The sequence below is a fragment of the Bifidobacterium apri genome (assembly GCF_009299485.1).
GTDB lineage: Bacteria > Actinomycetota > Actinomycetes > Actinomycetales > Bifidobacteriaceae > Bifidobacterium > Bifidobacterium apri.
On sequence record NZ_WBSO01000002.1, the window covers coordinates 269609 to 283356 of the forward strand.

The 13748-nt window shown below is 59.4% G+C and carries 8 protein-coding genes; 3 read left to right on the top strand and 5 right to left on the bottom strand.

Going from position 1 to position 13748, the window contains the following annotated elements; all coding sequences use genetic code 11:
* Positions 1 to 67: 67 nt before the first annotated feature.
* The 3 genes from DSM100238_RS02455 to DSM100238_RS02465 form a co-directional block, all read right to left on the bottom strand.
* Positions 68 to 3802 (bottom strand): DEAD/DEAH box helicase, encoded by a 3735-nt coding sequence (locus DSM100238_RS02455; RefSeq protein WP_152355140.1) that lies wholly within the window; start codon positions 3800 to 3802, stop codon positions 68 to 70.
* 84 nt (positions 3803 to 3886) lie between these two features.
* Positions 3887 to 5857 (bottom strand): DEAD/DEAH box helicase, encoded by a 1971-nt coding sequence (locus tag DSM100238_RS02460; RefSeq protein WP_240812309.1) that lies wholly within the window; start codon positions 5855 to 5857, stop codon positions 3887 to 3889.
* A 955-nt stretch (positions 5858 to 6812) separates the two neighbouring features.
* Entirely contained in the window at positions 6813 to 7694 is an 882-nt protein-coding gene (locus DSM100238_RS02465) for a sulfite exporter TauE/SafE family protein (RefSeq protein WP_152355142.1), read from the bottom strand.
* A gap of 859 nt (positions 7695 to 8553) precedes the next feature.
* Between DSM100238_RS02465 and ettA the strand changes: the two genes are divergently transcribed.
* From ettA to DSM100238_RS02475, 3 genes are all read left to right on the top strand, one after another.
* Positions 8554 to 10230, top strand: coding sequence for an energy-dependent translational throttle protein EttA (ettA, locus tag DSM100238_RS02470; RefSeq protein ID WP_152355143.1), 1677 nt, complete (start codon positions 8554 to 8556; stop codon positions 10228 to 10230).
* 300 nt (positions 10231 to 10530) lie between these two features.
* The gene (locus DSM100238_RS09310; protein WP_167510985.1) at positions 10531 to 10677 is read left to right on the top strand and encodes a hypothetical protein; all 147 of its coding nucleotides are present in this window, start codon (positions 10531 to 10533) and stop codon (positions 10675 to 10677) included.
* The gene (locus DSM100238_RS02475) at positions 10664 to 11617 is read left to right on the top strand and encodes an acyl-CoA thioesterase (protein WP_152355144.1); all 954 of its coding nucleotides are present in this window, start codon (positions 10664 to 10666) and stop codon (positions 11615 to 11617) included. Before DSM100238_RS09310 ends, DSM100238_RS02475 begins: the two co-directional genes overlap by 14 nt.
* 513 nt (positions 11618 to 12130) lie before the next feature.
* Here DSM100238_RS02475 and DSM100238_RS02480 read toward each other — a convergent pair.
* Positions 12131 to 12661 (bottom strand): DUF3180 domain-containing protein, encoded by a 531-nt coding sequence (locus DSM100238_RS02480; RefSeq protein ID WP_152355145.1) that lies wholly within the window; start codon positions 12659 to 12661, stop codon positions 12131 to 12133.
* 31 nt (positions 12662 to 12692) lie between these two features.
* Positions 12693 to 13745 carry a dihydroneopterin aldolase gene (locus tag DSM100238_RS02485; RefSeq protein ID WP_152355146.1) on the bottom strand — a complete coding sequence of 351 codons (1053 nt, stop codon included), beginning with the start codon at positions 13743 to 13745 and terminating at the stop codon, positions 12693 to 12695.
* Positions 13746 to 13748: the final 3 nt, after the last annotated feature.

Consider the following 13748-nt stretch of genomic DNA (forward strand, 5'->3'; position numbering starts at 1 on the left):
CCTGGACAATCCTCGTGGTAACACCCATTCGGCCAGCGCTCGCCCAGGCAGACACCCGCACGGCAACTCACCCAAGCAACGCGAGCAGATCGTCCTTGGTGAGCCGGCCGATGGCACTACCACCGGTCGTCGAGGCATCGTCCACGAATTTCGCCGCAAGATCAGACTTCGTGTGCTGCAAGTTGAGGATGCGCTCCTCAATCGTGTCCTTCGCCACAATCTGATACACATTCACATCCTGCGTCTGCCCGATGCGATGCGCGCGATCGGTCGCCTGATTCTGCGCAGCCGCATTCCACCATGGGTCAGCATGCACCACCACGCAAGCACCGGTCAGATTGAGACCGGTGTTGCCGGCTTTCAGCGAAATCAAGAACACCGGAGTGTCATCCTTGTTGAACTCGTTGACCAGCTCAAGCCGCTTCTTCTTCGGGGTCGCGCCGGTAATCACGTCATAGTCGATGTCGTTCTTGCGCAACCGCTTGCCAATCAGATGCAGATAGCTGGTGAACTGCGAGAAGATCAGCATCTTACGGCCCGCATCACGGCAGGATTCCACGAGTTCCTCAATGGCGTCAAGCTTGGCGGATTTCTTCCCCGCATTCTCGTATACGAGCCGCGGATCACAGCAAATCTGCCGCAAGCGGGTCAACTGGGCGAGCACTTTGATTTTTCCGGCACCGGAATCAAAATCGGCATCCCGGTTGATGGAAGCGCGCAATCGCTGCTCAAGCGCAGCATACAGTTTGCGTTGTTCGCCCTCCAGCTGGACGGTGATGACATTCTCGATCTTGTCAGGCAAGTCGCCGAGCACGTCTTTCTTCAGACGCCGCAAAATAAACGGACCTACGAACACCTGAAGCCTGCGCTGCACAATGGCGTCGCCGCTGAGAATCGGCATTTCGAAACGACCGCGGAAATGCTTGTAACTGCCGAGCATCCCCGGCATGAGGAAGTCGAAGATACTCCACAATTCGGACAGCCGGTTCTCGATCGGCGTGCCGGTCAGCGCGAACCGGTGTTTGGCTTGGATCGCGCGAACCGCCTGCGAGGATTTCGTCGCATGATTCTTCACGTATTGTGCCTCATCCAACGCCATACACGTGAAGGTGATATTCCGATAATCATCGATATCACGCCGCAGCAAATCATATGACGTGACGAGCAGATCATAATTGCGTGCACTGGCGAGAATCGCCTGACGCTCATCTTTGCTTCCCGCCAGTGCGACGACATGGAGTTCTGGAGTGAATTTCTCCGCTTCCGCAACCCAGTTGTAGACCAGGGACGCCGGGCAGACGATCAGATTCGGCCCGTGCTCACGCGATTCATCCAAGCGGCTGAGCAGCATGGCGAGCATCTGCACGGTTTTGCCCAGACCCATCTCATCCGCCAGAATACCTCCGAACCCCTTGTCGCACACCGCGTTGAGCCATCGGAAGCCCTCCACCTGATACGGGCGGAGCACGGATTTCAAGCTGTCAGGCACTTCGTAACGGTTCGGATCGATAATCTTGAGGTTGTCAACATACTGGCTGAACCGCTCGTCCTTATCGTCATCATCGGCCTGCCCGTCAAGATAGAACGCCTGGAATGCGGGCACGTCCACGGCTCCATCGGCGAACTCATCCCGGTCTATGCCCAAATCGTCGGCAACGGTGTCAAGTTCGCTAGTGTCCATACTCGCCAAGTTGACGAATCTGCCGTCACGCAGGCGATGGAACCGTTTGCGCTGATGGTAACTGTTGAGCAGCTGCGACACTTCGCTTGGATCGACTTCATCGGCGATAGGCGAGATTTCCACCAAATCGGCACGCATGGACAATCCGATTTTGACGACCGGAGACGGCATGGATGTCACTCCGTCGAACGCCGGTGTCGAGTAGACGGTTCCCAGTCCGCGCAACACCGGCAATCCTTCTGTCAGCAGGCGGTAGATGCCCTCGTCATCATCTTCGGCCAACCGTGCGACCGGACCGTCCGGGCGCGGGAAATAATGCAGCAGCGCTTCCACCACGAGCCGTTCGGTCGCCGTGTCGCGCACCACGCCGTCATGCGCGCCGTTGCCGTTGAAGATGTGGAATCGGCGATCGCCATACCTGGCTTGGGCATCACACGTGATGCCATCGCGATCGCGGTCGAAATACAACTCGATCTTGCACGGCTGTTGTATGGTGGCCAGCAGTTTCGCCGGAATATCGACGATCAAGCCGCGCAGGGGCTGACGCTGATCCTGGTCCCGGTCCGAGTCATTCGCCGGGCTGCCGGACATGCCAGATGCCCCAAGCTCATTCGGATTGCCGGGCTGAGGCGTCTCAAACGCCGTCTCGCTATTCGAATCATCAGCGGACGTCGCAACAGAATCTGCAGTGTCGCTCGATTCGGCCACCGGCCCATCATCCGACTCCTGCCCGGCCGGCACACCGTCAATCGCACCGACCGTCAACTGCGGAAGCACGGTTCGGCTGAATACATTCAGATCCCGGGGACTCACATACTGTTCGATTTCGCGATCTTCCCCGCACAAAGCGATGGCAAGCTGCTTGCGCCGAGCCAATTGCGACGAACACCGGAAAATCATCGGCAGACCATCCGTGTTGGCTGAGAACCATTCACGGTCCGCCCCGATCGCGGAGCCGACGATGACATACGAGGAGGGGTGCCCGTCAATCACCGCAATCACGCTGGCGGTGTGGGTGATCGCGTATCCGCCATCGGCAGCCGGGGTGATTCGCAGCCCGAAATCAGGGTCGGCATCCACAACGCGCATAGCGCGCGCGTTGGCGAACGCCGAACCGCTCCTGACAAACCCTACGGATTCGCCGGTATCGACGAACAAGCCAAGCAGTTCCGCCAATTCGTCGTCAGCCACCGGATATCCGCCGCCCGAAGCGACACGAGTGGCCGGATAGTACATGCTCGCGTTGAGACTTTCCCTGACCTGCACCGCGCGATCAAGGATGTCAAGCATCTTCCGCGATTGTTCATCGAAGGTGTCGCGAGTGTGGACGAACGCAAGTTTCTGCCCATACTGGACATACTCCTGCTCCCGCACAGCGCTCAGCAATCCGGGAATACCGCTGACGACGTAGCCGAGTCTGAGTGAGGGGACGGTGAGTTTGAGACGGATCGTGCCGCCCGATATCCGCAATGATTTCGAGAACACAAGCTCCAAATGCACGCTGCCAATCGGCAGATGACGGCTGGTTTGCACAGCAGGAAGCACTCCGCCGTTCTTTTCCGCGGCGCTGACCTGTTTGAGCAGGTCGAGCTGTCTGTTTTTCGCGTTATCGGCTTGACGACGCTCTTCGTCGAACATGAACCGTTCCAGCATCGGCGACGTGGTGCGGCGCTGGCGAGCGCTCCGCTGTGATCCGCCTCCTGTGACAGTGAACGAATCTGAATCTTCGTTGTAGGCGATGATCAACGCCAGCACATGCTTGCAGATGCCGCCGAATCTGCTGAACGCAGGGCAGGTACAAGAAGAATCGGTGAAATCTGAACGATTCTCGTCAATATGCGTGCTGACATCATAATCACTCAAGAAGTTTTCGGTACTGTGGACCGTCGCGTGAAGCGTTTCGCCGTCATCGGTATAGGTGCATGTGAAATCACGCATCCGGTTGCTGGAAAGGACGTCAAACGCACGATAATACGCGGCTCCCCCTCGCCGTTTCAGCTTGGATTCAGGAACAACCTCGTCGCGCGCACCATACGAAGAACCGGATTCACCGCCGAAATCGCGAGGCGTGTCGTATCCGCTGCCGCCGCGTCCCCCATAAACCGATGCATGCCAGTCCATGACCACCATCCTTCATCACGCACTCGTTCCATCGTAACGCAAGACGGGCGGGAAACGTATCTGCGTTCCCGCCCGTCTGGTCACTCAGCGATGCTTCCTGCCGCCGGTATGCTTATGCCCGGTTTTATGCTTCCCCGCGGGCTTTGATTTCTTCGAGGCTTTGGATTTCTTCTCATGCTTCGCGCTGACGAATCGAACATCGTCGCGATGCTTCTTGCCTCCATGACGCCAACCGCCGGAACGCTCGCCGAACTCGCGTTCACGGCGTTGCTTGCGATTGCGTGGGCCCTCATCGTACGAAGAAATACGACGACCGGAATGACGTTGCGGCATCTCGTCGTCTCGGAACGAGCGGTCGAAATCACGGTCGACTGACCGGCCTGAATCACGCTTGTCATAATCACGACGCCCGGTGCCGCGATCGAAACGATTCTTGCCGTGCTTGCGTTGCTCAGCGTCCTTATGGCCGTGATGCTTGGCATTGCGGTAATCCTCGGTCGCCGTGAAATCAACGGATCCCGGCTGGTTGAAGCCTTCGAAGGTTTCACGGACGTCGTCGCCCTTGTGCCCGTGCGGGGCATGGCCCTTGCCGCGTGCTCCGCCCTTGTCGTGACGATTCTTACGGTCGCGACGATCCTTATCGTCGCGGTCATGGCGGCCCTTGCGTTTGCCGCCGTCCTTCTTTTTGCCGTTTTTGCCGTGCTTGTCGCCGAAATCGACCTGACCCAAATCCCAGCCTTCAACAACAGGCGCGGTTTCGCCCACCAGTTCAAGCAGTTCGGGGGATTCAGGCGTGACCGCAACCGGTTCCGCATCGATGCCGGCGTTGCGGAACAGACGATGCGAAGACCGGCGCTGATTCGGCAGCACCAGCGTGACCACATCGCCATGCTCGCCGGCACGCGCGGTGCGGCCCGAACGGTGAAGGAAGGACTTCGGATCAGCCGGCGGCTCGGTCTGAATCACCAAGGCGACATCGCTGACGTCAATACCTCGCGCGGCGACATCCGTAGCGACGAGGACGCGAACGAATCCCCGCTCGAAGGCGGCAAGATGATGGTCACGCTGCTTCTGCGACAGGTTGCCCTGCAAATCGACAGCAGGGATGCCGTGCTTGACCAGCTTTTCAGCGAGCTCCTTGGCCTGATACTTGGTGCGGGTGAAGATAATACGCTTGCTGTTGCCGCTGGCGAGCGCACGAATCACTTCAGGTTTGTCGTCCTTGGTGACCTTGAACACGTGCTGGGTGAGCGTGTCGACTTGGGCGTCGGCGGCATCCACGGCATGGACCTTCGGCTCGTGGAGGAACTCATCGACAAGCTTGTCGACACCGTGGTCGAGGGTCGCGGAGAACAGCATGCGTTGACCGTCCGGAGCGACTTGCGCGAGGAGTTTCTCGACGGACGGCAAAAAGCCCATATCCGCCATCTCGTCGGCTTCGTCAAGCACGGCGACACGCACGGATTCAAGGGTCAGCAGCTTCTGATTGAGCAAATCCTCAAGTCGTCCAGGGCAGGCGACGACAATCTGCGCGCCACGGCGAAGCCCGTCTACCTGGCGGCCCTGACGAACGCCGCCGTAGATGGTGACGGTACGCATGCCGTACACTTCAGCGAGCGGGCGGATGACCTCATCAATCTGGTTGACCAGCTCTCTGGTCGGTGCGAGGACGAGTGCGCGCGGATGCGGCAGCATGGCCTTCTTGCGAGCGTCCTTGTCGCCGCTGTCCTTGATGGCGCGGAAATCACGAATGGCGTCATCCGTGTCGCTGGATTGCGCGAGGCGGGCGATCAACGGAATGGAGAACGCGAGGGTTTTGCCCGAACCGGTCTGGCCTCGACCGAGGATATCGCGTCCGGCGAGGGAATCCGGCAGCGTGTCCGCCTGAATGGGGAACGCCGTGGTTTTGCCGTCACGTTCGAGCGCATCGACCAGTTCGCGCGGAACTCCGAGCTCGGCGAAGGTGCGCGGCGGTTCGTCGCGGTGTGCAGCGGAATCGGCCGCCGCGGCCTCTGCTGCAGCGACGTACTTGCTTTCGTGAAGTTCTTCCTCGATGTTCTGGTTCTTGAAGGAGGAATTCTTGCCGTCACGGCGATTGAAACGCTTGCCGCCCTTGTGCTCCCCCTTGCCGTGGTGTTTGAAGGAATTGCCATGCCGCTTGTTGTCGTGCTTGTGGGCATGCTGAGAAGATTTGGAATCAGTCACTATGTTCTTTCGATCGTATGTCGGTCGCAATCGCGACCCAGCCGCACTCCCGCGGCGTTATTCAGACACTTCAGTTTATCGCGAGGTATCGAATTCGACGCGCGGCATTTGGTGACGCAGTTGGTGGCACGGTTGGTGACACAGTGGCGATGGAGTTGCGGCATGGTGACGGTGCGTTTGCGGCACGGTGGCGGTGCAGTTGGCGACACGGTTGGCATGCCGGGCACGGGGGTGAATGAGGCGGCCGCCCCTCGCGTTGGTGCATGGCGGTGCCGGACTGTGGCGCATCCGCCGCAGTCATGGGAGGCCTATACCCGACCGATATCGGCACCCGCTAACCCGCACAGCCCAGTTTGTGAGCCAATCCTCACACAACCAGTCACAACCCGGCCACAACCGCCAATTTCAGTCCCCGCAACCACCCGGTTTGTGAGCCAATCCTCACACAACACGACACAGCCTGACCAAAACCGCCAACACCCAATGCTCAACCTCCCGATTTGTGAGCTAATCCTCACACAACCCAACGCGCACAAGCCGAACCGCCACAACCACGCCCAATCCAACCCCCGGTTTGTGAGTCAATCCTCACACAACATCGCACAACCGCAGATGTCCCTTCGCGTCGGCAGGGTGTGATGCGCAGGACGATCAATCGGCATGGACTGCAGGCATGGCGCGCAGGTCAACGCTGGCAGAATCAGCAAGACCGCCGAATCAGCAAGCCCGTGTCTAGACCAGCACGTTTTGACTGAATTACAGGAGAATTAACCATGCAACTCAACAGCAAGCCCGTGTCAGTAGGTCAGTACGTCTTGATGGCCAGATCGACAGTCAGCGCGATGCCTGCAATGACCGCGGCGATACGCATAATGCGGGCGGGGATTTTCCGGGTGACCGGCGGGGCGATATAGCTGCCGGCGAAACATCCGAGGCACATCACAATCGCCAACGGCCAGTCGACCACGCCGCGCACGATAAACACCACAGAAGCGCTCATATTCGCACCCCACCCGATCAGGGTTTTCAGCGCGTTGACTTGGTGGAACGGGCCGATCCCGGCCGCATCGAGCACGGCGAGAACCAGCGTGCCTGCGCCGGCACCGAAATAGCCGCTGTATATCGCGCAGCATGACACTCCGAGCCAAACCCACCACGGGTCTTCGGATAACGGCTCGGTTTGCGTGCGCACAAGCGGTCGGGAATGTCCGTTGCGCGCAGCGTGTCCGTCAGTACTTGCAACCGTGTCATCCAGACCAAGCCCTGCTGCTTGCGCCCGGGCATCCGCGGCTGCCTGTCGAGCTTCGGCACGGCCACGCGGATTGAGAGCGATCGCAGCGCTGCTCAATGCAATCAACGGCGGGACAACGCATTCGAAGACTTTCGGGTCCAGTTCAAGCAACAGCAGCGCGCCCAGAATGCCGCCGATTACGCCAATCGATACGTATATCGCGGCTCTGAGATGAAGTCCGCGCAACTCTTTGCGCGCGCCAAGCGCTCCGCCGAATCCCGTGCCCAGCACACCCACCGTATTCGACGCGTTGGCGATGACAGGCGGCACTCCCAATGCCAGCAGTGCAGGATAGGAAATCAGCGACGAAGCGCCCACGGCGTAGCCCACAAAGCCGGCTCCCACTCCGGCGAGCGCCACCAGTAACAAGGTGAGTATCGAGTATCCAGCTATCATGACGTGCCTCACCTCCGTAAGTTCCAGCGGTACGCGAATGGCGTGCGTTGCCGCATTCCCCGGTGTCCGCAGCTGACGAGTGCTATTCCTGCGGCTGTTGATCAGATGGCGGATGCCGATCCGACAAGCACGGTAAGACCGGTGCCGATCCGAGGTGTCAATCAGGGCGGATACCGACCCGTCGGATCAATTCGGACGGATGTCAATCAGAACGGATGTCAATCCGACGTCTGTCAATCCATCGGACGCCGATCCATCTCGTCAATCCATCAACCGTCGATTCATCGAGTGCCGATCCTGTATCGTCAAATCTTCCGTCGATTGATACTACGATGACGTCATCAAGGCGTCCATATGTATATCCACATTATGAACGCCAGTGAAGGCCGCCAGGACCATGCCACGCACGGGTGACGCCAGCGATATGTTGCGGGACCGCGCCACGCGCGGCGGTGCCACCACGGATCCCTGCCGCGATGCGACCGAACCGTCGCACACCGGGCAGATATCAGCCAACCACCCCAGCCCCACAGCCATAGCCACCCCACTATGCAACCAATCAGCCACATCACAGACAGATACCCGCCAACCACCCCGCACTGACCGCCACACCAACCCGCCATACGACCAGCCAATCCCACCACAACGCGATACCCCACCACCCACCACAACAACCGACCGCAACCGCCCGCCATGCGACGCATCAATCGCGCGGCTCGCCGATACTGACGACCCCCACCTGCGCAACCCGTCACCGACCCGCCCGCTGTAGACCGCATACGCCATAATGGAAGGGTTATTGCGACCGATTACATTCCATATGCGCCCACCCGGCGCACATCAGGAGAACGGAACAACTTTGGCAGAATTTATCTATCAAATGATCAAGGCGCGCAAGGCTTACGGCGACCGGGTCATCCTCGACGACGTAACCCTGAGCTTCCTGCCCGGCGCGAAAATCGGCGTGGTGGGCCCCAACGGCATGGGCAAGTCCACGTTGCTGCGCATCATGGCCGGACTCGACACGGTCTCGAACGGCGAAGCGACCCTCACCCCGGGGTACACGGTAGGCATCCTCCAGCAGGATCCACCGCTTGACGAAGACAAAACCGTCGGCGAAAACATCAAGATGGCATTCGGCCCGATCGCCCAGAAGGTTGAGCGGTTCAACCAAATCGGCGAAGAAATGGCCAATCCGGATGCTGATTTCGACGCCCTCATGGAGGAAATGGGCAAGCTGCAAACCGAAATCGACGCCGCGAACGGCTGGGATCTGGATTCGCAGCTCGAACAGGCCATGGACGCTCTGCAATGCCCCGACCCCGACACTCCGGTCAGCGTCTGCTCCGGCGGCGAACGTCGTCGCGTCGCCTTGTGCCGTCTGCTGCTCGAAGCCCCCGACCTGCTGCTGCTCGACGAGCCCACCAACCACTTGGACGCCGAATCGATCCTGTGGCTGGAACAGTTCCTGCACCAGTACAAGGGCGCCGTCATCGCCGTCACCCACGATCGCTACTTCATGGACAACGTGGCCGAGTGGATCTGCGAAGTCGATCGCGGCCACCTGTATCCGTACAAGGGCAACTACTCCACATATCTGGAGACGAAAGCCAAGCGTATGGAAATCCAAGGCGCCAAAGACGCCAAGCTCGCCAAGCGTCTGAAGAACGAGCTGGATTGGGTGCGTTCCTCGCCGAAGGCCCGTCAGGCCAAGAACAAGGCGCGTCTGGAACGCTACGACCAGATGGAAGAGGAAGCACGCAACTCCAAGAAACTGGACTTCTCCGAAATCCAGATTCCGCCGGGGCCGCGTCTGGGCTCGCAGGTACTGGAAGCCGAGCATATCCACAAGGCCTTCGGCGACCGCGTGCTCATCGACGACCTGAGCTTCACGCTGCCGCGCAACGGCATCGTCGGCGTCATCGGCCCCAACGGCGTGGGCAAGTCCACCCTGTTCAAGACGATCGTCGGGCTGGAGCCGCTTACGTCGGGTAAGCTCACCATCGGCGATACCGTCAAAATCTCCTATGTCGACCAGAACCGCGCGGGGCTCGACCCGAACAAGAACCTGTGGGAAGCGGTTTCCGGCGGGCTTGACTTCATTGAGGTCGGCGGCGTGGAAGTGCCCACCCGCGCGTATGTGGCGAGCTTCGGCTTCAAAGGTTCCGACCAGCAAAAGCTCGTGAGCATGCTCTCCGGCGGCGAACGCAACCGCCTGAACCTTGCGCTCACCCTGAAGCAGGGCGGCAATCTGCTGCTGCTCGACGAGCCGACCAACGACCTTGATGTCGAAACATTGGAAAGTCTGGAGAACGCGCTGCTCGAATTCCCTGGCTGCGCTGTGGTCATTTCCCATGACCGCTGGTTCCTCGACCGCATCGCCACGCATATCCTCGCATGGGAAGGCACCGACGAGAACCCGGCGCATTGGTATTGGTTCGAAGGCAACTTCCAGGCGTATGAAGAAAACAAGGTCGCGCGTCTCGGCGAGGACGCGGCACGGCCTCATCGTTTGCACCGTAAGCTGACGCGCTAGCAGTTCGGCGGATTCGTCCGCCGCTGCGTCCTGCTGCGCATGCGGCTATACATATGGAACCTCCCTGTCGGCACACCGATGGGGAGGTTCCCTTTTATACGGAACCGCGGTGTACGGAATCACTGTGTACGGAACCGCGGAACAGCATCGCGCCACTCACCGATTCATCATGCCGCTACCGGATGTTCATCTGGCGCCACGCTGCGTTTACACGTATGAGGACAAGTCGAAGCGCATCGGAAATACGCGCCTGCTGTACTGTGTGATAACCATCGGCGCATGTGCAGGATGCGGATTTCGTTGACGAGCGCAGTTTTCGCTGCGAAATCCGAAGATATTCCGTTGAACGGATTAGACTACACCATGCGGCGCACGACGCCGACCGAATACGCGCTCACCGCACTGGCCGGCGGGCAGGCAGAAAAGAGCGACTATGACGCAGAATGAATCGATGACACCGCTGAAGCATCTGGTCAAGGTGTTGCAATTGGGTACCCCGTCTCCGCATCGAAATCATACGTACATCAATGGGGAAAGCTTGTATTTCCCGACTGGACGCGTCTATGGCGGTCAGGTGATTGCGCAGTCCGTCATCGCCGCTGCGAAAACGGTGCCCGAAGGACGTCTGCCCCACTCCATCCACGGGTATTTCATCGCCGCAGGCGACATTCATCAAGACGTGCTGTTCGACGTGGAAACGCTGCGCGACGGGCATTCTTTCTCATCAAGGCGTGTGAATGTCACGCAAGCCCAAGGCCCAATCCTCACCGCCATCGCCAGCTTCCAGCAAACCGGCCAGCGCGGGGTGGAATTCGCAGATCCCATGCCGTCCGATGTGCCCGGACCGGAAGGGCTGACCAGCGCCAAACAGCTGATGGAGCCGTATGCAGACCGATCGCCATTCGCCGATTTCTACGCTAGTAAATCCCCGTTCGATATTCGTCACGTGACGCCGACCATTATGCTGGGCGCCGACCACAAGTCCGCCGATCAGGACAGCGGTCGTCAAATGGTGTGGATGAAGGCCGACGGGACCGTCGACGTGCCGCAGGTGATACACCGCGCGATGCTGGCGCTCGGCTGCGACCAGATCATGATGGAGCCGGTATTGCGCCGGGCTGGGTTGAGTATTTCTACACCGGGGATTTCGTATGCGTCCATCGACCATTCGATGTGGTGGTATCGCGATATCGATATCAATCAATGGCACTTGTATGTGCAGGACACGCCGACAGCGGCGCACGGGCGCGGTTTGGCCGTGGCGAAAGTGTATTCGCGCGACGGCAAGCTCGTCGCTGTGATGGCGCAGGAGGCGATGATTCGCGTCCCCGATGAAACGCTTGACGAGCTGCAATCAAGCAGCGAAACCAGCAACACCCCGGCGTAGCCAGTTTGGGAATACCCACAAACCAGCTACGGAAAAACCAACCCCAGCGTCACCAGTTTGGAGATACCCACAAACTGGTGACGGAAAACCAGGCACCAGCGCAACCAGTTTGGAGATACCCACAAACCGGTGACGGAAAACCGGACACCAGCATAACCAGTTTGGAAAAACACACAAACCAGCCACGGAAAAACCAACCCCAACGTCACCAGTTTGGGAATACCCACAAACCGGTGACGGAAAACCGGACACCAGCATAACCAGTTTGGAAAAACACACAAACCAGCCACGAAAAAACCAACCCCAACGTCACCAGTTTGGGAATACTCACAAACTGGTGACGCAAAACCAGGCACCAGCGTAGTTAGTTTGGGAAACACATCGTTTGGGAGAACCGCCAACCTTCTGCCGACGCTGACAGGGCACTCAGCGTCGGCAGAAACAAACCCACAACCCTCTGCCGACGCTCAGCAGCACCGCAGCATCGGCAAAAAGCAGGGATATATGCGGGGGCTAGCTGCGTTTGGCGACGCCGCCGCGGGCGAGTTGACGCTGCTGGCGTTGGCGTTCCTTCATTTTCGGGTTCTCCGGCCCTTCATCGGGCGGCAGCTGGCAGAACCATTCACTGATGATGCCAATGATCATATCGATCAGACTCACCGCCGCGGCAATGGCACACTCACGAATGGCGCTTGCGTAGTACGCCGCCTCACTGTGCGGCAGCGCGATGATCAGCTGCACACCATACCAGCCCAGCAGAAACGCCGCGGCAAGCCCCAACGCTTTCGACAAAATCAGCGTATTGACAGCGCGATCTGGGTCGAGCCTGCGCGTGCGTTTCTTCGGATCCGTGCGCGCATAGATGCGCACCTGAATCGCCAACGCGAGCACCACCAGTCCCATGACCAGCATGACCACCGATACAGCGATCGGCGCGCCAAGCATATCGAATTGGATGCGTTCGGCCACCGATGTCGCGCCGACACCGATAAGACACCCTGCCAGTATGGCGATCACATACTGCCACCATGGAGTTCTGCGCATGGTCGTCAATCTCCTCTCGTATTGTCGGCGTTCATTGCAGCCCTCCTACAATCCAGCTGTCTGACAGTAATCCCACACGCGTGGCGTCCGGGGCAAGCGCCAGCAGGTAGGACAGCGGGTCGCCGTCAAAACGGGCATCAGGCTCGATATCCATCCACGGAGCGAGAATCGACGCCATGCTCTTCGCTTCCTGCCAGCCAATGTGCTCGTGCCGACCGTCGTTCGCGTCAGACCACATGGTGATTGCGCGCAGTGTGAGCGCATCGCGATGCTTATCACTGATGGATGCCAACAGATGACTGAGTGCAGGCAGGTTCAGGCGCGTATCTACAAGCACCACCGCTGACAATGAATCCGGACCGTCGATGGCGCTCACGTGGTACAACGGCGAGATTCCTGTCACCTGGTTGCCCGGTACGCTGTCCAACGCCACAACCGCCGCACGCATCAGGCGCTCCCCGTCGCCGTTTTCGCCATGCATGGCGATGACGGCATGGGAGGGTTGCCGCATTGGTGTTTGCGCGGATTCGGCTTGATCACCTTGGGCATTGTGCTGACTACCGTCGCGCTGACCATCATCATGCCGACCATCATCGTGATCGCCACGGCCTTGTCTCGGCATTGATCCGCTGGCCTGTGCCGCGGGCGTGGCGCTGTCATGGCTGCTGTCATCCGCCAGACGATGGATGGCCACGGCGATTTCGTCCACATCCGCATCCGACGGCTGTCCACAATGCAAGACGACATCCACACACTGGACCCGATGCGACAGCAGTACCGCTTGCGCGATCCGCCCTGCAATCGTTTCCAACAATGCACAATCGTAAGCGCTGGAAGCCATGACCTGCCGCACCCGATCAGTCAGCTGGGCGTAATCCACGGTCTCGGTGATGTCGTCATCGGCGATGGCTTCGCGCAGATCAAACGCGATAGTGACATCGGCGCGCAAATCACGCCAGCGGGGAACGTCAGGGTACTGCGAAAAACGACCGGTATGCGAAGAACGACCCGCATGCGAAGAAACGGACGGGGATCCGCCCTGCCCTGCGGCGGCGCGAATCCCCGTCAAACGTATCGAATCCATACG